General features: G+C 67.2%; 19 protein-coding genes. 6 read left to right on the top strand and 13 right to left on the bottom strand.

All coding sequences use genetic code 11. From position 1 onward, the window contains the following. Positions 1 to 2: 2 nt before the first annotated feature. The 6 genes from pstA to mshD form a co-directional block, all read right to left on the bottom strand. Positions 3 to 1,163 carry a phosphate ABC transporter permease PstA gene (pstA, locus tag RM25_RS09395; protein WP_052809178.1) on the bottom strand — a complete coding sequence of 387 codons (1,161 nt, stop codon included), beginning with the start codon at positions 1,161 to 1,163 and terminating at the stop codon, positions 3 to 5. Beyond that, positions 1,160 to 2,140: a phosphate ABC transporter permease subunit PstC gene (pstC, locus tag RM25_RS09390; protein WP_171035516.1), complete on the bottom strand. Its 981-nt coding sequence runs from the start codon at positions 2,138 to 2,140 to the stop codon at positions 1,160 to 1,162. The genes pstA and pstC overlap by 4 nt, the downstream gene beginning before the upstream one ends. Continuing rightward, on the bottom strand, positions 2,137 to 3,225 hold the full coding sequence (gene pstS / locus RM25_RS09385) for a phosphate ABC transporter substrate-binding protein PstS (RefSeq protein WP_044636372.1): 1,089 nt from the start codon (positions 3,223 to 3,225) through the stop codon (positions 2,137 to 2,139). Before pstS ends, pstC begins: the two co-directional genes overlap by 4 nt. A gap of 193 nt (positions 3,226 to 3,418) precedes the next feature. Then, positions 3,419 to 4,309, bottom strand: coding sequence for an NUDIX hydrolase (locus tag RM25_RS09380; RefSeq protein ID WP_044636371.1), 891 nt, complete (start codon positions 4,307 to 4,309; stop codon positions 3,419 to 3,421). Further along, complete coding sequence (locus tag RM25_RS09375; RefSeq protein ID WP_044636370.1) at positions 4,306 to 6,495, bottom strand: RNA degradosome polyphosphate kinase; 2,190 nt, start codon at positions 6,493 to 6,495, stop codon at positions 4,306 to 4,308. Before RM25_RS09375 ends, RM25_RS09380 begins: the two co-directional genes overlap by 4 nt. Then, complete coding sequence (gene mshD, locus RM25_RS09370; protein WP_157761755.1) at positions 6,492 to 7,418, bottom strand: mycothiol synthase; 927 nt, start codon at positions 7,416 to 7,418, stop codon at positions 6,492 to 6,494. Before mshD ends, RM25_RS09375 begins: the two co-directional genes overlap by 4 nt. Positions 7,419 to 7,773: 355 nt before the next feature. Between mshD and RM25_RS09365 the strand changes: the two genes are divergently transcribed. Next, on the top strand, positions 7,774 to 8,670 hold the full coding sequence (locus RM25_RS09365; RefSeq protein WP_311318738.1) for an NAD-dependent epimerase/dehydratase family protein: 897 nt from the start codon (positions 7,774 to 7,776) through the stop codon (positions 8,668 to 8,670). Positions 8,671 to 8,701: 31 nt separating this feature from the next. Here the strand turns inward: RM25_RS09365 and RM25_RS09360 are convergent, their stop codons facing one another. From RM25_RS09360 to RM25_RS09350, 3 genes are all read right to left on the bottom strand, one after another. Continuing rightward, a complete protein-coding gene (locus RM25_RS09360; protein WP_044636368.1) occupies positions 8,702 to 9,427 on the bottom strand; it encodes a carboxymuconolactone decarboxylase family protein in 726 nt (241 codons plus the stop codon). Positions 9,428 to 9,585: 158 nt separating this feature from the next. Next, positions 9,586 to 10,530, bottom strand: coding sequence for an NAD(P)-dependent oxidoreductase (locus RM25_RS09355; RefSeq protein WP_080774536.1), 945 nt, complete (start codon positions 10,528 to 10,530; stop codon positions 9,586 to 9,588). Positions 10,531 to 10,802: 272 nt separating this feature from the next. After that, entirely contained in the window at positions 10,803 to 11,882 is a 1,080-nt protein-coding gene (locus RM25_RS09350) for an inositol-3-phosphate synthase (RefSeq protein ID WP_044636367.1), read from the bottom strand. Positions 11,883 to 12,535: 653 nt separating this feature from the next. Here RM25_RS09350 and RM25_RS09345 point away from each other — a divergent pair. Next, complete coding sequence (locus RM25_RS09345) at positions 12,536 to 13,015, top strand: hypothetical protein (protein ID WP_144406063.1); 480 nt, start codon at positions 12,536 to 12,538, stop codon at positions 13,013 to 13,015. A 175-nt stretch (positions 13,016 to 13,190) separates the two neighbouring features. Here RM25_RS09345 and RM25_RS09340 read toward each other — a convergent pair whose 3' ends face one another. Then, entirely contained in the window at positions 13,191 to 13,850 is a 660-nt protein-coding gene (locus RM25_RS09340) for a response regulator transcription factor (RefSeq protein ID WP_044636365.1), read from the bottom strand. Positions 13,851 to 14,014: 164 nt separating this feature from the next. Beyond that, a complete protein-coding gene (dtd, locus tag RM25_RS09335; protein WP_013161824.1) occupies positions 14,015 to 14,446 on the bottom strand; it encodes a D-aminoacyl-tRNA deacylase in 432 nt (143 codons plus the stop codon). A gap of 134 nt (positions 14,447 to 14,580) precedes the next feature. On the opposite strand from dtd, the gene RM25_RS12780 reads away from it, so the two are divergent. The 3 genes from RM25_RS12780 to ygfZ all read left to right on the top strand — a co-directional run bounded on the left by RM25_RS12780 (position 14,581) and on the right by ygfZ (position 16,487). After that, on the top strand, positions 14,581 to 14,742 hold the full coding sequence (locus tag RM25_RS12780) for a hypothetical protein (RefSeq protein ID WP_013161822.1): 162 nt from the start codon (positions 14,581 to 14,583) through the stop codon (positions 14,740 to 14,742). A gap of 16 nt (positions 14,743 to 14,758) precedes the next feature. After that, a complete protein-coding gene (locus tag RM25_RS09330) occupies positions 14,759 to 15,262 on the top strand; it encodes a heme-binding beta-barrel domain-containing protein (protein WP_013161821.1) in 504 nt (167 codons plus the stop codon). Between the two features lie 175 nt (positions 15,263 to 15,437). Continuing rightward, entirely contained in the window at positions 15,438 to 16,487 is a 1,050-nt protein-coding gene (gene ygfZ / locus RM25_RS09325) for a CAF17-like 4Fe-4S cluster assembly/insertion protein YgfZ (RefSeq protein WP_044636364.1), read from the top strand. Positions 16,488 to 16,576: 89 nt separating this feature from the next. Here the strand turns inward: ygfZ and typA are convergent, their stop codons facing one another. After that, positions 16,577 to 18,460, bottom strand: coding sequence for a translational GTPase TypA (gene typA, locus RM25_RS09320; RefSeq protein ID WP_013161819.1), 1,884 nt, complete (start codon positions 18,458 to 18,460; stop codon positions 16,577 to 16,579). A gap of 292 nt (positions 18,461 to 18,752) precedes the next feature. Beyond that, entirely contained in the window at positions 18,753 to 19,787 is a 1,035-nt protein-coding gene (locus RM25_RS09315; RefSeq protein ID WP_044635816.1) for an IS30 family transposase, read from the bottom strand. Positions 19,788 to 20,611: 824 nt separating this feature from the next. Between RM25_RS09315 and RM25_RS09310 the strand changes: the two genes are divergently transcribed. Further along, a complete protein-coding gene (locus tag RM25_RS09310) occupies positions 20,612 to 23,500 on the top strand; it encodes an MSCRAMM family protein (protein WP_144406062.1) in 2,889 nt (962 codons plus the stop codon). Position 23,501 lies beyond the last annotated feature (1 nt).

The following is a 23,501-nucleotide window of genomic DNA, read 5'->3' as shown; positions in this document are numbered from 1 at the left end:
CGTCACTTCCTACTGGTGTGGGGCGCAAACCTGGCGGCGATGAGTCGCCCGAGCAGGTTGAGCACCATGACGATGAGAATGAGGGTGAGCGCACCGGTCCAGGCGCGCGCATAGTAGGGCGCCTGGGGCACGCCGGGGGTCATGTACTGCTTGTACACGAACACCGGCAGCGTCGCCATGGCGCCGTTCACAGGGTCGGGGTTCTTCCAGTCGACGAAGCCCGCCGTGATGAGCAGCGGTGCAGTCTCGCCGATCACACGGGCGATGCCCAGCACGATGCCCGACACGATGCCCGACAGCGCGGTGGGGATCACCACCTTGAGGATGGTGCGCCACTTCGGCACGCCCAGCGCATAGCTGGCCTCGCGCAGCGACCTGGGCACCAGCTGCAGCATCTCCTCGCTGGAGCGCACGATGTAGGGGATCATCAGCACGCACAGGGCGACGGCGCCGGTGATGCCCATGGTGGCATTGGCCACCCCGACCACCAGCACGAACAGCGCATAGGCGAACAGGCCGGCCACGATCGAGGGGATGCCGGTCATCACGTCCACGAGCAGCGTGATCGCGTTGGCGAGCTTGCCGCGGCCGTATTCCACCAGGTACACCGCGGTCAGCAGGCCGATGGGCACGGAGATGAGGGTGGCGATGGCCGTCACGATGAGGGTGCCCTGCACGGCATGGCCGGCACCGCCGTCGCCGCCGATCACGCCGTACATGCTCTTGGTGAAGAACTGCCAGTCGAACCGTGCCGCACCCTGTGACACGGTCTCCCAGATCAGCGAGACCAGCGGCACCAGGGCCAGCAGGAAGGCCAGCGTCACCAGGTCGCGGGCGAAGCGGTCGAAGGCGCGGCGGCGTCCCTCCACCGATCGCGACACCACATAGTGCAGCACCAGGTAGGCGACCACCGAGATGACCACCCACGACAGGACCGAGAAGCTGTGGGCCAGCTGGCTCACCAGGAACACGCCCACGACGCACACCACCAGCAGGCCGATGGCCGTGAACGGCGGCAGGTGCCCGGCGGTCAACGAATCGCTGAACTGCACCGCATCACTCTCGCGTTGCGAGCTGGCCCGTCGCGCGCCCAGACGGCGGGCGGACGCGTCGCCGGTGCCGTCGTGGGTCGGATCGGATTCGATCAATTCGTCAGTGCTCATCCGTTTGCTCCCGAGAAATCGGCGCGGCGGTGGATCACCCAACGGGAGATGGCGTTCACCGCGAAGGTGATCACGAAAAGCAGCAGCCCGGTGGCGATCAGCTGGTTGAGTTCCAGCGCATTTGCCTCGGGGAAGGTCGAGGCGATGTTCGCCGCGATCGTGCGCGAGTTCTGCGAGGTGACGATGCTGAAGTTCACCAGGCGCGAGCCCGACAGCACCATCGCCACCGCCATCGTCTCGCCCAGGGCGCGTCCCAGGGCCAGCATGGCGGCCGAGATGATGCCCGACTGCGAATAGGGCAGCACCACCTGGCGCACCATCTCGCAGCGGGTGGCGCCCAGGGCCAGGGAGGCCTCGATCTGGTTCTTCGGCACCTGCAGGAAGACCTCGCGGCACATGGCGGTGATGATCGGCAGGACCATCACGGCCAGCACCACGGCGGTAGTGAGCATGGTGCGTCCGGTGCCCGACACCCGACCACTGAACAGCGGGATGAACGACAGGTGCTCGGTGAGCCACAGGTGCACCGGCTGCATGAACTTGGCAAGGGTGTTGATGCCCCACAGGCCGTAGACCACCGACGGCACCGCCGCCAGCAGGTCGATCACATAGCCCAGCCCGGACGCCAGCTGGCGCGGGGCATAGTGCGCGATGAACAGGGCGATCCCGATGCCCAGCGGCACGGCGAAGATCAGCGCCAGCACCGACGAGTAGACGGTGCCGAACAGGAAGGGACCCACGTACTTCAGGGTGTTGCCGAAGGGCAGGGCCTTGCCGGTGAACGCGGGCAGCGCCTGCCAGATGAGGAAGATCGCCACCGAAGCCAGGATCACCACGATCACTAGGCCGGCGCCCTTCGACAGTCCGGAGAACACCGTGTCGCCGCCCCGACGACCACGGGTGGTCAGGGCGGCGAGTTCGTCGGCAGGCACCGGGCGTTCACCGGGTGCCTGCCTCAGCGAGGTGGTCGTGCTCATTTAATCGAATCGATCGAGCCCTGCACCTTGCCGGCCAAGGCGCTCGCCAACGGTGCGCTGCCGGCGGACTTCTCGGCGTCGGCCTGCCCCTCAGAGCTGACCACATAGCTCAGATAGCTCTTCACGAGCTCGGCGGTGTGGGAGTCCTTGTACTGCTCGCAGACCAGCGCATAGCTCACCAGCACGAAGGGATAGCCGGCCTGGGTGCGGTCGAGCGCGATCGCCTGGTCGTTGGCCGGGCCACCGGTGCGTGCTGGCGAGCCGGAGACCACCTTGGCGGCCTCGTCGCCGGTGGGCTGCACGAAGTTGCCGTCCTTGCCGTAGGAGACCACGGACAGTCCGGAGGCCTGCGACATGTCGGCGTAGCCGATGGTGCCGGTGCCGTTCTTCACGGCGGCCACCACACCGGAGGTGCCCTCGGCCGACTCGCCCGAGTAGGCGGCGGGCCAGGTCTGGCTGGGCTTCTCGGTCCACACGTTCGACGCGTTCTGCGACAGCGTGTCGGTGAAGTTCTCGGTGGTGCCCGACTTGTCGGAGCGGTGCACCACGGTGATGGCGGTGTCGGGCAGCGTCCCGCCGGAGTTGAGGGCGGCGATGGCCGGATCATTCCACTTGGTGATCTTGCCCGAGAAGATCGACGCGGCGGTGGTCGCGTCCAGCTTGAGGTTCTTCACGCCGTCGACGTTGTAGACCATGGCGATCGGTGAGACGTAGATCGGCAGGTTGAGCGCATTGGACGATTCGGCGCAGCCGGCGAAGGAACCGGCCTTCATGGCGTCCAGGGACAGCGCATCGTCGGAGCCGGCGAAGGCCACGGCGCCGCTGGTGAAGTCGCTGGCGCCCTTGCCCGAGCCGCCACCGTTGTAGCTGACCTTGATGCCGGCCTGCTTCTTGGTGAACGCCGAGCGCCAGGTGGTCTGGGCGGATTCCTGGGAGGTTGCTCCCGAGCCGACGATCTCGCCGGACAGTCCGCCGCTGCTGGACGCGGAACTGGCGGGTCCCTCGCTGCTGCATGCGCTGAGGCCGAGCATGCCGGCTGCCAGGGCGGCGACGAGGATCCTGCTCTTGAGTGACACGTGGTTCATTGGCACGCGGGTTTCCTTCATCGATCTGGAATCGGCCATCACGGCCGAGGGGAGCAATCCTGCCCGCCATGAATCGACGGTAGAGGGCCAAGGTGGCCGCAATGGTCCGGCAAGGTAAACAGCCGGTAAACATGTCCGACCGCTGCGATAACGACGCCCGCAATGCCGCGTCAGCGGGGCGCGCACCCGCGCTTCACAGGGGTGAGGGATAGGACTCCACGGCCACCGGTTCGGCCTCATCGCCGATGTGCAACACCAAGGACTGGGCGGTGGTGAGGTGCTGGATGGGAATGTGCAGCCCCGCCTGCATGGCGCCCAGCACGGGGCGGTGGCCACAGACCACCAGTGGGTCCTCGGGGCTCTGCGCCACCTGCACGCGCAGCTGCCACATGAGGTCGGCGATCTCCTCGTCGCGTCCCAGCGCCGCCTCCTCGCTGAGCAGGTGCACCGGATGGATCTGGGAGCCGATGGCCTTCGCGAAGGGCTCGACGGTCTGCAGGCAGCGGGTGGAGGTGCTTGACAGCACGCGGCGCACCCCGAAGGCGTCCAGCAGCGCCACCAACCGGTCGGACTGGCGCGCGCCGCGGGCCGCCAGCGGACGCAGCCAGTCGTCGCCCTGCCAGCTCTTGCGGGGACGCGCCTTGGCGTGGCGGGTGATCACCAGCGTGCCCAGGGCCCGGTCGGCCAGCGGGACGGCCCGGGCCAGCAGTTCCACTTCATCGGGATAGGTCAGCAGCTCGGCGGCCTCGGGCAGCATCGGCCAGGCGATCCGATCGGTCTCGTCATCGCGATGTGGATGCTCGGGGCGGTTCTCGTGGCCAAGCCAGAAGTGCACCTGCTTGGGTCCGGCACTCACGTCGTAGCGCAACGAGGGGAGCGGGAGGCCCAGCCGTACGTGGATCCCGGTCTCCTCCTCCACCTCGCGCACCGCGGTGACCGGCAGCTGCTCGTCGCCATGCGGCTTGCCCTTCGGTAACGTCCAATCGTTGTAGTGGGGGCGGTGTTCCACGAGTACGCGCCGTTGTTCGCCGGAGCCCCGGAAGACCACGGCACCGGCTGCGACGACTGCGGGCTTGGCGGTCATGGCCTGGGGAGCACCCCCGGACGCTGGAAGAACAGGGTGCGCCGTGACGGTCCGTCGCTGGGGGCGTGCCTGCGGTGGCTGACCACGTCGATCAGGTGCTCCTGCAGGTCGAGCTTCGGCTCGCCGGCGGCGTTGGTGGTATCGGGATGCCAGCTGCGGTCGTCGAGTTTCCAGTTCACGGTGCCCGGGTCGAATGCCAGGTCGAACAGCTGGCCGATCTCGGCGATGTGGTTGGCGTGGGTGATCAGCACGATCGCCTCGACGCGCCGGTCGAGGTTGCGGTGCATCAGGTCAGCGGAGCCGATGCCCACCGAGGGGTTGCCGGCGTTCTCGAACCAGAACAGCCGCGAATGTTCCAGGAAGCGGCCCAGGATCGAGATCAGCCGGATGTTCTCGCTCAGGCCGGGGACGCCGGGGCGCACACCGCAGATGCCGCGCACCCACAGGTCCACCTCGACGCCGGCACGGCTGGCGCGGTAGAGCGCGTCGATGATGCGCTCATCGACGATCGAGTTCACCTTGATGCGGATGCGTGCCGGCAGGCCCGCCTTCTTGTTCGCGATCTCACGGTCGATGGCGGCGATCAGGCCGGTGCGCACACCCTGCGGCGCCACCAGCAGGCGCCGGTAGTGCGTCTCCTGGGTCATGCCCGACAGATGGTTGAACAATCTGGCCACGTCGTCGGCGACGATCGGGTTGCAGGTGAGCAGGCCCATGTCCTCGTACTGGCGGGCCGTCTTGGGGTTGTAGTTGCCGGTGCCGATGTGCACATAGCTGCGCAGCCCCTCGGCCTCATCGCGCACCACCAGGATCAGCTTGCAGTGGGTCTTCAGGCCGACCATGCCGTACACCACGTGCACGCCATGGCGTTCGAGCTTGCGGGCCCAGGCGATGTTGTTCTGCTCATCGAAGCGGGCCTTGATCTCAACCAGTGCCAGCACCTGCTTGCCGGCCTCGGCGGCCTCGATGAGGGCGTCGATGATGGGGGAGTCGCCGCTGGTGCGGTAGAGGGTCTGCTTGATCGCCAGCACATGGGGGTCGGCGGCGGCCTGTTCCACCAAGCGCTGCACACTGGTGGCGAAGGAGTCATAGGGATGGTGCAGCAACACGTCGTGACGCCGGATCGCCTTGAACAGGTCGGCCTCGCTGGAGGTCTCCACGGGTGCGAGGTCGGGGTGCGTCTTGGGCAGGAAGTTCGAGTACTTCAGGTCGTCGCGATCAACGTCGGTGAGCCGGAACAGGGCCGTCAGGTCGAGCGGTGCCGGCAGCTTGAAGATCTCCTTGGGGCTCACGTCGAGCTCGTCGGCAAGCAGCTCCAGCAGGTCGTCCTCGATGGTGTCCTCCACCTCGAGGCGCACCGGGGAGCGGCCCACCTTGCGCCGCAGCAGTTCCTTCTCCAGGGCGTAGAGCAGGTTCTCGGCGTCGTCCTCCTCGACCTCGACGTCCTCATTGCGGGTGACCCGGAAGGTCGTGGACTGCAGCACCTTCATGCCGGTGAACAGCTCCGACAGGTGGGCCAGGATCACTTCCTCGAGGGGCACGAAGCGGGTGTCGCCCAGCTTGATGAAGCGGTCGAGGATCGAGGGCACCTTGATGCGGGCGAACTGGCGGGCCTCGGTGTCGGGGTTGAGCAATAGCACGGCGATGTTGAGTGACAGCCCGGAGATATAGGGGAAGGGGTGCGAGGGGTCGACCGCCAGCGGGGTGAGCACCGGGTAGATGCGTTCGGTGAACAGCTCGTTCATCCGGTCGTGTTCGGCGTCGGTGAGCTGGTTCCAACGCACCAGTTCGACGTGCTGCTCGGTGAGTTCGGGCAGCACCTCCTCGTGGAAGACCCGCGACTGCTCGGTGACCAGCTCGTGGGCGCGGGTGAGGATTGCGTCGCGCAGCTCCCGGGGCATCATGCCGGCGATGGAGCGCACGGCCACGCCGGCTTCGATGCGTCGCTTCAGGCCGGCCACTCGCACCATGAAGAACTCGTCGAGGTTGGAACTGAAGATGGCCAGGAACTTCGCGCGTTCCAGCAGTGGCACGCGCAGCCGGTCGCGGGCCTGGTCGAGCACGCGCTCGTTGAACGCCAGCCAGCTCAGCTCACGTTCTGAATACCGGTCGGGGGGAAGCTGTTCGTCGGCGCTCTGGTCAGCGCTGGTTGCGTCCCGGTCGCCGGGGCCTGGGGCATTGCTCATGCGTCGCGCTCCTGGGGTGAGGACTGGCGCCCGTGGTCCTGGTGGCGGGCCGGCTTGGCAGGTGCATAGCCGACATCGGTGGAGACCACGGAGAAACCTGCTCGTTCATACATGTGCACCACGCGTTCGTTGGCGCCTTCCACATAGAGGTCGATGGCCTCGACGCCGAGCTCGCGCATATGCAGGATACCGGCATCCAACAGGGCGCGTCCCACGCCCTTGCCCTCGAAGTCCGGGTCGACGCCCAGCACATAGACCTCGCCGCGCGGACGACCGTCCTCGTCGGCCACCTTGGTCCAGTGGAAGCCGACCAGGGTGCCGGCCTCGTCGCGGGCGACCAGCAGTCCGGCTGGGTCGAACCAGTCCTGGGCCATCCGGTTGCGGGCGTCCTCGGCGGTCATCGCGCCCTGCTCGGGATGGTGGGCGAAGGCGGCGTGGTTCACCGCCACGAGCTGGTCGAGGTCGTCATCGCGGAAGTGATCGAGGCGCAGTCCCTCGGGCAGGTGTGCGTCGTGGGGCTGGTCGGCGGGCATCGGCAGGCTCATCTTCAACAGCTTGCGCACCTCGCGCAGGCCCAACTGGGTGGCCAGTTCGCGCGCACCGGGGCAGTCGCCGAACGACCACCACATGGCCGGGTGCAGCTGCCAGGCCGCCTTGGCCAGGGTCGTGGCGATGCCCTGGCGCCGTGCCGGGGGCGCCACCATCAGCTGCACGGTGTGCTCGCGGGCGTCGGCCTGCGCGTAGCCCACCACCTGTTTGCCGTCGCGGGCAATCCAGTGCGTGTGCGACGCCGTGAGCCCCTGCAGCCCGAACCAGCCGGACTCGTTGAGGGGCGATACTCCGTCGTGCTCGGTGCAGGCCCGCACCAGGTCGGCGATGTGATCGCGGTCGTCGGCGCTGAGACGGATAATCGGACCAGTCACCACGGGGTTCATACCCCAAGCCTAGAAGCTGGCCCGGCCGGTGTCGCCGATCTCGCCGAGTGGTGGGCACCCATTCGTCCCCCTTCGTCCCCGTGGCCCGGCGGGGTCCGGCGGCGCGCACCGATAGCAGTGAATCCTCCCGGGCCCCTGCTCGCATGCCGATGCCTTCATAGGCTGGCGCCCCGCGGTCGCAGGATTGCGACCTCCAACTGAGGGGCACTGCATGAAGATTCTCATTACCGGTGGCGCAGGCTATATCGGGTCATCCGTCGCGGCCTGTTGCGCAGATAATGACATCACCCCGGTCATTCTGGATGACTACAGCAAGGGCCTGAGGTAATTCGCCGCGCCATATCTGAACTATGAGGGGGATATTGCCGACGTTCCACTGATCCGACGGATCCTGTCCGAGCATCCCGATATTGATGCGGTGATCCACTGTGCCGCGAAGATCGTCGTGCCCGAATCCGTTTCCGCGCCCCTGGACTACTACGAGAACAACGTTTCCAAGACCCTCGTCCTGTTGCGGGAGCTGTGCGGGCATGGTGTTCGCCGATTCATCCTCAGCTCCACCGGGTCCATGTATGAGGGTGGGGACGGCCAGCTGGTTGACGAGTCGAGCGCAGTGGTTCCGCACAGCCCCTACTCCGCGTCCAAGTGGATGCTCGAGAGGATGCTCCGCGACCTCGCGGCCACCGGTGCGATGGAGGTGGTTGCGCTGCGGTACTTCAACCCGATCGGCGCAGACCCGAAGATGCGCAGCGGCCTGCAGGACGAGCGGCCGACCCATGCGCTGGGCAAGATGATCGAGGCCTACCAGGGCGGTGGGACGTTCACCGTGACGGGCACTGACTGGCCCACTCGTGACGGTTCGGGGCTGCGCGACTATGTGCACGTCTGGGATCTCGCCCGGGCCCACATTGCCGCGCTCGAATGCTTTGATTCGGTGATGTTGCAGGCGCAGGTGCCCGGCTTTGACGTCATCAACCTCGGCAGTGGCAGGGGGACCACCGTGTTCGAGCTGGTCGATGCCTTTGGTGACGCGATGGGTGTGCGGCTGGACATGGGGACCGCCCCGGCACGACTTGGTGACGTCGTCGGCTGCGCGACCCTCACCGGGAAGGCAGAACGACTTCTGGGGTGGAATGCGGAATTGAGCATTTCCGACGGCGTGAGGCACTCACTGGAATGGGCCGCCCGGCTCCCCGCGGTGCTCGAACGCGAGCGCGCCCGGGCAGCGGGGCAGGCCTGACGACGTCGGATCACTCCGGGTCACCGTCGGATCAGTCGAGCTGCTCGTAATCGCTGCGGCTGGGGAACTCGAGCCATTCCACGGCGGCCTGGCCGGCAGGCACCGGGGTCACGGCCACGTGGGTGAGGGTGGAGTCCCGGGCGGCACCGTGCCAGTGCTGCACGCCGGCAGGGCACTCGACCACGTCGCCGGCGTGCAGCTCGCGGGCGGGCTTGCCCTGCTGTTGCTCCCAGCCGTGGCCGGCCGTCACCAGCAGCAATTGGCCGGCCGGATGGGTGTGCCAGCGGTTGTAGCACCCGGCGGCGAAGGTCACATTGCCGGCTGACAGGGGATTGTCCGGTCCGGTGAGCATGTGCAGCCAGGCATGTCCGGTGAAGTTGGGGCCATCAGTGGGGGAGCCCAGCGGGAACAGCCCGGCATCGGGGGTGTCGTCGGGCACGTCGGCGTAGATGTCCTTGAGCAGCCCGAAGGCCGACCATGCCTTGGGCCAGCCCGCATAGAAGGCCAGTTGGGTGAAGGTCTCCACCAGTTCCTGCTTGGCGACGCCGTTGGCCTTCGCGATGCGCAGGTGCGCCTCCAACTGGGGGAAGAGCCCCTGCGACATGAGGCTGGCGCAGGTGATGAGGCTGCGTTGGCGGGCCGGCATCTGGCCCTCGCGCGACCACACCTGCCCGAACAGCACGTCATCGTTGAGGGCGGCGAAGGTGGGTGCCAGCTCGCCCAGGTTGTCGCGTCCTGCTGTCTGCTTGTGTGCCATGGTGTGGCCCTTCCCGGGTTGGATGGTGGCCGGCCCCGCGCCCGGAACCGGGGTGGGTCGCCGCTGCTCCCACGATAGTGAGGGCGCCCCACACGGGAGGGGCGGGCCATATGCGACGAAGCCGGGGAGCGCCGGTGTGGCGTCTCCCCGGCTTGCGGTCACCGGTTCTGGTGGTCGATCAGTTGTTGCGGGCCGTCGTCTTGCGCGTCAGGTCGACGAAGTCGGGATCGAAGCCCTCCTTGGCATGCACGGCCTCCCACAGGCGTCCCCGCCCGGCCACGGAGATCGGCAGGACACGCTCGGGATCGCTGACCGCCGAGAGCAGGGTGTCGTCGTCCTCGGCGGAGCGACGCAGCGGACGCGGGTTGCTGGTGTCGAGTGCGGCTCACCACGGCTGCCATCGGTCCCACCGACATGAGGTCGAGTGAGAGCTCGTAGTCCATGTCGAGCTCGTCGGCCAGGTCGAGGGCCTCGCGCAGGCCGGCCTCGGCCGCCATGATCGCCACATTGGTGATCAGCTTGTAGGCCACGCCGTTTCCGGACTTGCCGACATAGCGGATGATGCCCATCACCGACAGCACCGGATCGAGCTTGGAGGCAACCTGCTCGCTGCCGCCCAGCAGGAAGGTGACCGACTTCTCGCGGGCGTAGCGCACGCCACCCACGATCGGGGCGTCGACGACCTCCACGCCGGCTGGCGCGGCCTCGATCACCCGGTTGAGCATCTGCGGGGTGGTGGTCGAGGTGACCACCACGATGGCGCCCGGCTTCACGACGGCCAGCGCGCCCTGTTCGCCCAGCAACACATCGGGGATGTCATCCGACATGGTCAGCTGGATCACGACGTCGGCACCGGTGGCGGCCTCAGCCACCGAACCGGCCACCTTGGCCCCGGCATCCTTCGCCAGCTGCAGGCGCTCGGGCAGCTTGTCGTAGGCAACGATCTCGAAATCTGTTTCCACCAGGTGTGGGATCATTTCTGCGCCCATGTCACCGACGCCGATTACTGCTACTCTCATCGCTCTCACAGCCTTCGTTGGTAATTGGAATCGAAACTGTCGATCAACAGTGTGATCTTTGTATTCTGATTTCGGGTTGAACAACGGGGCATTTTCACGTCAACGAAACAGATGCCTCCGCTTCGAGACTAACGTCACGCACAGTTCGATTCTATCGAATCTGCCAGTGACGAACGGCGGTGGCAGCGGTTGCCCGGGTGCAAATCCGGCGGTGCCGGAGGAAAACGTCCCTCGGCGTGGCCGGTTGCCCTCGCGGAGGGGCCGTGGGCAACCGGCGCCGGTGTGGAGCGTGGGCGCCCCGGGGGCCCGGAGCGAAGCTCGCCCCGGATGCCTGGGGCGAAGCTCGCCCCGGATACCTAGAGCGCCAGCTCGCCCCGGATAAACGCCTCCACCGAGTCGAGGGCGGCCTCGTCGTGGCGCTGTTCGGGCGGCGACTTCATGAAGAAGCTCGACGGTGACAGCAGCGGGCCACCGATGCCCCGATCGAGTCCGATCTTCGCGGCGCGGATGGCATCGATCACCACGCCGGCGGAATTGGGGGAGTCCCACACCTCGAGCTTGTATTCGAGGCTCACCGGGGCGCCCCCGAAGTTGCGTCCCTCAAGGCGCACGAAGGCCCACTTGCGATCATCGAGCCAGTCGACGTAGTCCGAGGGGCCCACGTGGATGTCGCGCTCCTCGAAGTGGTGCTCCACATTGCTGGTCACCGCCTGCGTCTTGGAGATCTTCTTCGACATCAGCCGCTCGCGCTCGAGCATGTTCTTGAAGTCCATGTTGCCGCCCACGTTGAGCTGATAGGTGCGGTCGATCTGGATGCCGCGCTCCTCGAACAGCCTTGCCATCACGCGATGGGTGATGGTTGCGCCGATCTGGCTCTTGACGTCGTCGCCCACGATCGGCAGGCCCGCGTCCACGAACTTCTGGGCCCATTGCGGGTCGGACGCGATGAACACCGGTAGGCAGTTGACGAAGGCGCACCCGGCGTCCAGGGCACATTGCGCGTAGTACTTGTCGGCTTCCTCCGAGCCGACCGGCAGATAGCTCACCAGCACGTCGGCGTGCACGTCCTTGAGTGTGCGCACCACGTCCACCGGTTCCTCGGCGGACTCCTCGATGGTCTCGCGGTAGTACTTGCCCAGCCCGTCCAGCGTCACGCCGCGGCTCACCGTCACGCCGGTGGGTGCCACGTCGCTGATCTTGATGGTGCAGTTGTCGGACGCGTCGATGGCGTCGGCCAGGTCGAGGCCCACCTTGGCGGCATCGACGTCGAAGGCCGCCACGAATTCGATGTCGCTGACGTGGTAGCTGCCGAACTGCACGTGCATCAGACCCGGCACCGTCTCGTCGGCCCGTGCGTCGTGGTAGAAGGTGACGCCCTGGATGAGCGACGACGCACAGTTGCCGATTCCGACAACTGCAACCCGAATTGAACTCATGTGTTCCCCTTTGATCTAATGACCACCTGTCAGGACATTCATCGTCCCCGGCGGAATGTGGTGGCCGGCAATTGTCCTGATGATTGGACGATTATCGTGCGCAACCATGCGCCCGGCCGCTGATTGGTTATCAGGAAGACACACTAGGGGAATGGTGTGTCGCGGGGAAGTGATATCCCGGGTGGGGCTGGCTGAAAGTATCGGGAAAAACTGATCAACGCGTGTTAATCGGCATCGGGAGTGGCGTGGCAGGGCACGGAGGCCGGTTCGGCCCCAATCGATGAAATGTCACACTTTGATGACAAATGCTCCCGAGCCATTGACAGTGGTGGCGCAGGGGGCTGACGCTTTGCGTGGAATGGTGCACCCGCCACGGCGGCGGGGTTGGTTGCGCAGGTGTTGCAGGCCCGTGCGGGTTGGCACGGCGCGACGCCATGGTGCAGGAGCGGCCGCATCTGGAACTCGGCGACCCGGGCCTGCTCCACAAGGACGTCGAGGCGGATGGCAGCGCCTCGTCGGGGGTCCCTCGCGTGGGTCCACGATGAGGACGCCGATCGGTTCAATCGGGTGACAAGCAAGCGGGCAAGGGTCTCTCGAGAGGGTGGGTGAATGTGATGAGCAGTGGCGTGCGGTGCCGGGTGGGAAGCGTCCTCGTGGCAGCGCTGGGGTGTGCGCTTGTGCTGACGGGCTGCTCGACCGGCCAGAAGTCCGGCAACCTGGACGGGGTGGCGGTGGGTGAGGAGTTCTCCCGTGAAGCCGCCTCGCTGAGTTGGCCGGACGGCTTTCCGATTCCGAGTCCGAGATATCAGGAAATGGATCATCCGACTGTTCCGGGCCGGTCGCCGGGCAGGGCGCAACCGGGCGTCGGGATGTCTGATGCCGATAGCGCGTGGTTCTGCGCATGGGAGAACTACTATCTGCAAGATCCCACGTCGCACGCGGACAAGGTGGTGACACAGCTGCGGGGACTCCATGCGATGCACATGTATCAGGTGGCCAGCGATGCGAATACGCGCGAATACTTCGACAACATCGTCAGCTCCCTGGAGCTTGGTGATGCGGGCCTGCTCCACAAGGACGTTGAGGCGAATTGCACCGCCTCGTCGGGGGTCACTCCCGTGGGTCCGCGGTGAGGAATCGCCGATCGGTTTGACGGGGTGACCGGCAGGTGAACGCGAGGCTCTCGAGAGGGTGGGTGAGTGTGATGCCCAGTGGCGTGCGGTGCCGGGTGGTTGTTCTTCCTGAGGCTCTGTCGCCCCGCTGGACGATGACGGAATGGCCATCATCGGGGTCACCTGCCGGGGGTGGTCAGTCCTTGCGCTGCTGGGGGTTGAACCGGTAACCCACGTTGCGCACGGTGCCGATATACGAGTCGTATTCGGGCCCGAGCTTGGCGCGCAGGCGTCGGATGTGCACGTCCACGGTGCGGGTGCCGCCGTAGTAGTCGTAGCCCCATACCTTCTTGAGCAGGTCCTCGCGGGTGAGCACGCGGCCGGGATGGTGCACCAGGTACTTGAGCAGTTCGAACTCGGTGTAGGTGAGGTCGAGCGGGCGCCCGTTCACCGACGCCGCATAGGCGGCCTCGTCCACCACGATGGAGCCGCCGGTGATGGTGGCATGTCCCTGCGCGGTGAGCATCAGCTGCAGGCGCGCCTCCCACTCGGCCGGCTCGGAGTCCTCCACGATGAAATCGGTGACGCCCCACTCGGCCGTGAGCACCGACAGGCCCTGCAACGGGATGAGCAACAAGGTGGGCTTGGCGGCCCCCGAGTTGACGATGAGGCGGGTGGTCACCCGGGTGGCGCCCAGATCGCCGCGCCCGTCGATGATCACCGCATCGGTGTCGGGGATCTGCAGGATCGCCTTGTCGCCGCCCTGCACCTGGTCGATGGTGTGGGGCAACAGCGTCAGGGCGCCGGGCAGGGGTTTGGGGTCGGTCGTGGGCGAGACGAACAATGCATCGCTCATGGACAACGCCCTCCCGAGATCGGCCCATCCGGTCCGTTCTTGAACAATAGTTGGCACCCGGGTGGCCCGATCAGGCGTTTCATCGACGTTATCGGGCCGATCGCCCGCTCACCCATGGTGTTGAATGGTGCGCCGGTCGTCGCGGATGGGTGCACCCAACCAGCTCAGTGCTCGGAATCGAGAATGATCGTGACCGGGCCGTCATTGACCAGCTCCACCTGCATATCGGCCCCGAAATGACCGGTTTCCACGTGGGCGCCGAGCTTGCGCAGCGCGGCCACATAGGCATCCACGATGGGCTCACTCACCGGCCCGGGTGCTGCCGCGCCCCAGCTGGGACGACGCCCCTTGTGCGTGTCGGCGTACAGCGTGAACTGGCTGATGGCCAGGATCGGCGCGTTGACGTCGCTGGCTGACTTCTCATCTTCCAGGATGCGCAGGTTCCAGGTCTTGGCGGCCAATTTGTCGGCGGTGGCGGCGTCGTCGCCGTGCGTGACGCCCACCAGCGCCACCAGCCCGGGTGCGGGAAGTTGGCCGACAACCTGCCCATCAATCGACACCTGCGCGCGGCTCGCCCTTTGCAACACGACTCTCATGCCTGAATGCTGCCACAGGCACTCTCCTACCTGAATGGTGCCACGGGCACTCTCACGCCTGAATGGTGCCACGGGCACCCGGCCCCGGGATCGGCGACGGCCGCTCGTTGTGACGCTCCCCTAGAATTGGGTGCGTGGCAACCCTTGACCTGATCCTGCTCATCGTGGCAACCGTCGCGATCCTGGCAGGGGCGGTTGCCATGCTGATCGTGGCCCTGCGATGGCTGCGTGGCACCGAACCCCGCGGACGCCGGCGCCGGCCCACGCGGCATCTGATCAGGAAAACAGGCGTCTGATGAGGAGTAGCTGACCATGCCCTTCGAGATCCCCACCGATCTGAATCCTGCGCTCATGCCGTTGGCCTGGCTGATCGGACGCTGGCAGGGCAATGGCCACGGCACCTGGCCCGACAGTGGCGACTTTGAATTCGGCCAGCAGATCGAGTTCTCCACCAACGGACAGCCCTATCTGCACTACTTCAGCCAGACCTATGTGGCCGACAAGAACGGCAACCCCGTGTCGCCGATCAGCATGGAGACCGGTTTCTGGCGTCCCATCAACGACAAGAGCGTCGACGTGGTGATGTGCCACCCGAACGGGTGGAGCGAGGTGTGGACCGGCAAGATCGACGGCGCCAAGATCGAGCTCGTCACCGATGTGGTGGCGCGCACGAAGAACTCCGAGCTCGAATACACCGGCGGGGAGCGCCTCTACGGCAATGTGGAGGGCGACCTGTTGTGGACCTTCGATCGGGCGGCCAAGGACGTGCCGCTGCAGCCGTACATGTGGGGTCGCCTGGCGAGGAAGAGCCTGTGAGCGGCCGTGGCCGCTCGGGTGGAGGACAACTCGTGAGCGGCCGTGGCCGCTCGGGTGGAGGACAACTCGTGAGCGGCCGTGGCCGCTCGGGTGGAGGAGAACTGGTGAGCGGCCGTGGTCGCTCGGGTGAGAACCAATCTGTGAGCGGCCGTGGCTGCTCGGGTGGGAGCGAATCATGAGCGGCGTGGTGCTGGTTCCCGAGGGTCCCGACGCCGGACTGCTGTGGCACCGCGGCGATCCCTTCGCCGAGGAACGCGCCATTGCCGCCGGTCAGGCGATCGTGGCGCTGACCAATCGTCAGGTGCTCACTGTCACCGGCGACGACCGGCTGGGTTGGCTCCATTCCCTGAGCACGGGCCGTTTCGACGGGCTGCCCCCCGGTCAGGGCCTCAATGCGCTGATCCTGTCGCCCACCGGCCAGGTGCGCTACGGGCTGCAGGCCGTCGACGACGGAGAGCGGCTGTGGGTGATCACCGATCCGGCGTCCAGCGCGTCGCCGGACGATCCGGCCGAACCGGCCCCGGCAACCGGCGTCCCCACGGGCCCGGACATGCAGGGCGTGGGACTGGCCGAGTTCCTGGACTCGATGCCCTTCCGCTTGAAGGTGCAGGTGTCGCCACGCGACGACGCCCGCGTGTTGTGGGTGGGGGAGGGGATCGATCCCGCCGACCTGCCGGCGGCGCTGGCCCCGGCCGTGGACGCCCCGCTGGGCCATGGCCAGCTCGTGATCGTTGCCGCCGATGATGTTCCCTCGCCCGATAATCCGCGCCTGGCAGGCGTGTGGGCCTGGGAGGCTGCCCGGGTCGCGGCCGGCGTGCCGCGCATCGGCATCGACACCGACGACAAGACCCTGCCCAACGAGCTGGGCCTGTATGCCACCGAGCTCGACAAGGGCTGCTACACCGGCCAGGAGACGGTGGCCCGCGTGCACAACGTGGGACGTCCGCCACGCCGCCTCGTGCGCCTGCTGCTCGACGGCTCGATGAACCGGCTTCCCGCGCCGGGCGATCCGATCCTGTTGGACGGCGAACCGGTGGGCGTGGTCGGCAGTTCGGCCCAGCACTTCGAGGAGGGCCCGATCGCGCTCGGCCTGGTGCGTCGCGCGGTGCCGGTGGAGGCCACCCTGAGCGTGGATGACATCGCCGCCAACCAGGAGCCGATCGTCGATCCCGACATCGGCCTGCACGTCAAGCCCGAGCCCGGTCTGCGGCGACGCCTCATCTGAGGCCCGGAGGGCGGCCCGGAAGCCACCCCGAAAGCCACAGAGGCCCCCGTCATCGAACGATGACGGGGGCCTCTGTGGTGGTTGATCGATCAGACGTTGGCGTCAGCCGACTTCTCCTTGGTGCGCACCTTGGCACGGTCGCGGGCGTCCAGCACCACCTTGCGCACGCGCACGACGTCGGGCGTCACCTCGAGGCACTCGTCGCCGGCGCAGTACTCCAGCGAATGCTCGAGGCTCATCCGGCGCGGCGGGATGAGGCGCTCCAGCTCGTCGCCGGTGGCGGAGCGCACATTGGTCAGGTGCTTCTCCTTGGTGGGATTCACGTCCATGTCGTCGGGGCGGGCGTTCTCGCCGACCACCATGCCCTCGTACACCTCGTCGCCGGGTCCGATGAACAGCTGGCCGCGCTCCTGCAGGTTGAACAGCGCATAGCTGGACACCACGCCGGTGCGGTCGGCCACCAGCGAGCCGGTGGGACGCTGGCGCATGGAGCCGGCCCAGGGGGCGTAGCCCTCGAAGACGTGGTTCGAGATCCCGGTGCCGTGGGTGGCGGTGAGGAACTCGGTGTGGAAGGCGATCAGACCGCGTGAGGGCAGCACATATTCCATGCGCACCCAGCCGGAGCCGTGGTTCACCATCTCCTGCATCGTGCCCTTGCGCACGCCCATCATCTCGGTGACGACGCCGAGGAATTCCTCGGGCACATCGATCGTGAGGCGCTCCGTGGGCTCCATCAGGCGACCGTTCTCGTCGTGGTGCGTCACCACGGCAGGACGCCCGACCGTGAGCTCGAAGCCCTCGCGGCGCATCATCTCCACCAGCACGGCCATCTGCAGCTCGCCGCGTCCCTGCACCTCCCAGGTATCGGGACGTTCGGTGTTGAGCACCTTGATCGACACATTGCCGATGAGCTCCTGGTCGAGACGGCCCTTCACCAGGCGAGCGGTGAGCAGCTTGCCCGACTTGCCGGCCAACGGCGAGGTGTTGATGCCGATGGTCATTGACAGCGAGGGCTCGTCCACGTGGATCAGCGGCAGAGGCTTGGGGTCGTTGACATCGGCGATCGTCTCACCGATGGTGATCTCGGGAATGCCGGCGATGGCGATGATGTCGCCCGGGCCGGCGCTCTCAACGCTCACGCGTTCCAGCGCATCGGTGATGAGTAGCTCCGAGAGCTTCACGTTCTGGATCGAGCCGTCGCGGCGGCACCAGGCCACCATCTCGCCGCGCTTGATGGTTCCCTCCATCACCCGACACAGGGCCAGGCGGCCGAGGTAGGGCGACGAGTCGAGGTTGGTCACGTGGGCCTGCAGGGGTGCGCCCTCGTGGTACTCGGGGGCGGGGATCGAGCTCTCGATCACGTCGAACAGCGGCTGCAGATCGGGGCTGTCGGGAAGCTGGCCGTCGGCGGGCTTGGTCAGCGACGCCTTGCCGGCCTTCGCCGAAGCGTAGAGGATCGGGAAGTCCAGGCCATTGCCGTCGGCGTCATCGAGCAGGTCCATGAACAGCTCGTAGGTCTCGTTGATCACCTCGTCGATGCGTGCATCAGGACGGTCAACCTTGTTGATCACCACCACGATCGGCAGCTTCTTGGCCATTGCCTTGCGCAGCACGAAACGCGTCTGGGGCAGCGGGCCCTCGGACGCGTCCACGAGCAGCAGCACGCCATCGACCATTTCCAGGGCGCGCTCCACCTCGCCACCGAAGTCGGCGTGGCCGGGGGTGTCCATGATGTTCAGGGTGAGCGTGCGCCCGTCGGTCATGGTGTGCTTGACGGCCGTGTTCTTGGCCAGGATGGTGATGCCCTTCTCGCGCTCCAGGTCCATCGAGTCCATTACCCGGGTCTCGACGTCGCTGCCCGCTCGGAAGGCGCCGGACTGCCACAGCATGGCGTCCACGAGGGTGGTTTTGCCATGGTCGACGTGGGCGACGATGGCGAGATTGCGCAGATCCTTGCGGCGCTTGACGGTCATAAAACTCCGAACTGAATGGCTTGGTGGCTGGGGCGCTTGTGCGGGGCCCAGGGACGATTCTGTGCGTGACGACGGCTCGCTGAGGCAAACCGCAACCTGACAATTCTATGCGATGTGCGCGGTGACCTGTGATCCGCTCGCGCGCGTGAACGCCCGCGGGCACGCGTGGCCGGGGTGTCCGATGGGCATCGCGGGCCCGGGTGGGGCCAACCGGCGTCGGGGGTCGGGGTCGCACCGTGGTGCGCACACTGGCTCCGGCGGGTGGATTATCCGCGCATAGTCACCGGCGATGTCAAGGCGTCGAAGCAACATGGGGCTCGCCGGCGAGCAGTCGAGCGAATGCCTCGGTGGGCGTGAGATAGCCCAGTCGGCGGCGGGGTCGATTGTTGATCTCCTCGGCGATGGTGGTGAGGTAGGGCTGGTGATCGGGGATCACCGTGCCCTTGGGCAGATACTCCCGGTAGAGCCGGTTCGTGTTCTCGTTGCTGGGCCTCTGCCAGGGCGAGTGGGGATCGGCGAAGTAGACCGGCATCGCCGTGGCCAGGGAGACCTTCGCGTGCTGGGCCATCTCGCTGCCCTGGTCCCACGCCAACGATGCCTTCATCATCTCGGGCAAGTCGTTGAAAAACTCGATGACCGCGTCAGCGGTTGGCTCGGCGTGTTTCGAGGACAGGGCCAGCAGCCCGGTGAACCCGCTCATCCGCTCCACCAGCGTCGCCGCGCACGAGGTGCCGTTCTTCCCGATGATCAGGTCACCCTCCCAGTGCCCCGGCACCCGACGCTGGGCGGCGTCCTCACCTCGCTCCGCGATCGGGACCATACCTACGATTGGGCCACCGCGCGTCCGCCCGGTCGTACGTGGTCGGCGCTTGGTCCGCTTGGACTGCAGGAAGATGCCCTTGCGGGCGAGCTCACCCTTCGGGATTGCGTAGATGTACTGGTAGATAGCCTCACCGGAGACGGTTCGGCCGCGTGCGTCAGCAGAGTTCGCCATGCGTTCAACGGTCGGGTCTGTCGCCTCCAGACGCAACCGGCCCGCTATCTCGTTCGGCGTCCACGACGCGGCCAGATCCGCCTCCACCCTCGCCTGCAGCACCGGATCCCCCGCGACCTTCCGCTGCTGCGGGCGAGCCCGCCGACGCTGCGCTCTGACGTCTGCGGTCACGGCCTGGTAGCCGCGGGTCTTCGTCGAGTTCCGGTGAAGCTCCCGCAAGATCACCGACGGGCAACGCCCCAGGTGACGGGCGATCCTCCGCACCGACCAGCCCGCTTTCGAGGCCGTCGAGATCTCCGACCTGTCACTGAACGACAACCCCACCCGCGCCATCCGCACACTCCACCGATCAGACCCCCGCCGACCGGGAGTGTTGCTTCGACGCTATGACACCACCACCTCGTTGGTGCGCGGTTATCGTCCCGCGGGCGGGCAATGTCATGGGCCTTGTTTCTGTCATGGATGCTGCGAGCCTATCAGGAGAAGTGGCGTGGTGATTCGTCGCGCATTCTGGTGGGTTATTGTGACAAGGCAATGGCGGCCCGCGCCGTGGATTGTGCGGGGCTTGGCATGGCGGCTGGCGCGGTGCGGGCATTCGGCGGGCGGGGCGTCATGGCGATGCTGGGATTCTCTTAGCGTGATGTCAGGCGTGGCGTGCACCCAGCCGGGCGCAGGAGTGGCTGGGGGCATCCGGTTCTCAGGTGGAGCCCCGGGTCTCGCGCAAGAGCTCGTTGCCATGGGCCCCACAACAAGCGGAAACCGGTGCCTGCCCGCAGGAAACGCCGGTATTTTTCCGGGGGTTGTGACCCCGACGAGAGAACTGCACTCAGTGCAAAGTGGTGGGTTCGTGGACGGCGGGGTCCGGGCGCAGATCGCCGGTGCGGTGCGCGATGACGGTGTTCACTTCTCGGGGTGCATGCTGCCCGGAAATGGAATTTCCGCGAGGGGGAATCTGGTTATCCGATGCATTCGATATCACGCAGTGCTGGATTACCGATGGCGTGGTGCGGTGTTCTCGACGGCCGCCGGTGTGGGGGCTTCCATGAGGGATCGATGGCGCGGAACCGGTGATTCCCCTAATCGGGGGGCGGTGGTCCCGGGGCTGATTCCGGTTTGTAGAGTCAACGACGAACCTTGCACCGACCGAAGGATCGATGATGGCTCACCATCGCAGATCGGACGCCACCCCCGGCGCCGCCCCGCGGGCTCGCCTGCGTGACGGGGACCCCGGCGGCTCACGGCGCCGTCGTGGTCGCATGGCGGTCCGGGTGGCCGGATTGGTCTCGGCGGTGCTGTTCGCCGGTGTCGCGGTGGACGGTGGTGCCGCGCAGGCATCGCCCGCGCCAACGCCGGCACCGGCATCAGCCGCATCGGTGACGCCGGCGCCGACCGGCGGCCTACCCACGGCAGCGCCCGGTGCGACACCTGATCGGGAGCCCTCGGAGGCTGGCCGCGCGCCGGGGCCGGCGACCACCGGCGCGCCCACTGCGTCGCCAGCGCCCGCAGCCGACACGCGCGCGACCGGCGCCTTCGACTGCACCCCCGGGTACGTCTACACGGCGGCGGAGGACGGCACCATCAAGCAGGTCAGTTCAACCAACGCCGTCACCACCCCGGTCAACGCCCCGGGATTCGCCGCCGGAAACTCCGGGTTGTGGACGTCCAACACGCGTCAGTGGGGCAGCGGCACCGACCCGACGAGGTGGGGGATGGGGCCCTTCGGCATCGGCGCCGGCGGGACGACGGCCTATTCACTGGAACGCGGTAACAGCACGGCTGCGGACACCAACTACGGGATTGCGTCCCTGCAGGGCCTGGACGTCGCGCGGTCGTTCAACTACGACCAGAATGCCCAGCTCGTCCTCAACAAGTGGTCGGCGCAGACCCGCGCCACCTATGGCCCCGGCGGGAAGCGGCCGCTGGCCGCTGGCGCCGTCGTGCCGACCGGTGCGGACGTCGGCCAGCTCTACTTCGGCTCGTTCGAGGCCAGCGGCACCGTGGGCGGGGCCATGTCCTTCAGGTTGTCGAGCTACAAGCCGGGCGGCCTCAACGGTGCCTGGCGCACCATCGGGACGATCCCCCTGCCCGACTTCGCCTCCGACGCGACCACCGGCAATCCGGAGTCCGACTACTTCGCCGGCAGCCGCGGCCTGGAGGGCGACATCGCCTTCGACGCCGCCGGGAACATGTACATCCTGGCGTCCACACAGCCCAAGGTGAACCCGACCATGCCCGGCGGACGCTCGATCAAGGTGCAACTCATCACGGTGCCGGCCAACTCACTGATGCCGATCGCCAACCGCGCCGTGGAGATCCCGGTGCCCGCGGGGGCCTCCGGTACCGGCCTCACCGGCATGGCCACCAGCGCCGACGGCACGCTGTTCGTCAGCGACGCCACCTCCGTCTACCGCTACGACCCGGTCAGCTGGCAACTGCTCGGCACGGTGGCCACCTCCGTCGGTGGCTCCGCCCCGGGCTCGCGCCTCAGCGACCTTGCCAGCTGCTCACTGCCTCCCACGCTCACGGTCACCGAGAACCTGCCGCAGGGACGCAACCTGCCCACCGACCAGTTCAGCGTCGCGGTGCACAAGGGCGACGCCACCGCCACGAGCCTCACCACCTCCGGCACCGCCACCGGCGTGCAGCCGCAGACCGCCGGTCCACTCATGGTGCTCAGCACCCAGGCCGTCACCCTCACCCAGACCATGCCCAGCGGCGATCCGATTGGCTACCTCACCACCTGGCAGTGCACCGGCACGACGAGCGACACCAGCAGCGGCACGGGGCCGGTCGCCACCGTGTACGTGCTGGCGGGTACGGCCGCGTCCTGCCAGTTCACCAACGTGCCCAACCTCGGCAAGCTCACCACGACCAAGGACTTCCCGCAGCCGCACTACGGGGCACCCACCGATCCCACCGCCTGGACACTCCGGGCCATCAGCAGGCAAGCCTTCATGGCCAATCCGAACGCCGCCTGGACCGACTTCACCTCCGGGCAGACCCGTTCCCTGGGTGCCCAGACCTACCTGCTCGACGAGGCGCCCCAGCCCGGATATGAGCTCACGGGCATTACCTGCACGCCCCTGGGCGGAACGGCCCAGACGCTTCGCCGCGAGCCGGTCGATCCGGCCCGTCCGGAGCTGGGCGAGGCCTACCAGTGGTCCCTGGCTGCCGGCCAGCAGGTCACCTGCCAGCTGCACAACAGCGTGCAGCCCGGCACGCTCACCTGGACCAAGACCAGCCAGTCCTCTGACCTGCTCGCCGGCTCCGGGTGGCAGCTGACCGCACCCGGGGGAGCGCAACTGGCGGTCGTCGACAACACCGGCCAGCCGGGCTACGCCGGCGCCGACACCGACCCGACTCCGGGACGCTTCGTGGTGACCAACCAACCATGGGGCAGCCATCGACTCGTCGAGACCGAGGCCCCCTCGGGCCATGCACTCGCCCAGGGATCCACCGAGCTGACCGTCACCGCCACCCACCTGGCGCCCTCAGTCGCCATCGCCAACGACCCGCTGGTCTTCCACCTGCAGAAATCCGGCTATGCCCATCCGGGGGCAGCCGAGCCGACGCCCATGGATGGCGCCGACTACGAGATCCGCCTCGATGACGGCGGTCGTCCCGGTGGCTTGGTGCCCGGCGTCGTCGTGAACCCCACCGCAGGCGTGGGACGCTTCGACGTCACCGGCCTGCCCACCGGGAACTTCTGGCTGGTGGAGACCAGGTCGCTGCCCGGCCATGCCCTGCTGCCCGCCGCTGTGCCGTTCACCGTGGTCTCCGGCACCACCGCCCTGCCGCTGGGCAGGATCGACACCCCCCGGCAGGAGCTCACCTGGGCATCCGCCGACGGATTCACCCTCCATGTGCGCGACGAGCGTGCCGTCCAGCTGCCCTGGGCGGGCGGCAGCACCTCGCCACTGACCTATGTACTTGCCGGCCTGGCGATCATCGCCACCGCGTCGGCTGCCGGGGCAATGCGCTCCCGGCTGTCCCACCCCGCCGCAGCGAGTCCCGGTGACCCGCTGTCCGACAAGGAAATGAGATGAG

It is taken from the genome of Propionibacterium freudenreichii subsp. freudenreichii (genome assembly GCF_000940845.1).
GTDB lineage: Bacteria > Actinomycetota > Actinomycetes > Propionibacteriales > Propionibacteriaceae > Propionibacterium > Propionibacterium freudenreichii.
This window is presented reverse-complemented; position numbering and strand designations above follow the sequence as displayed.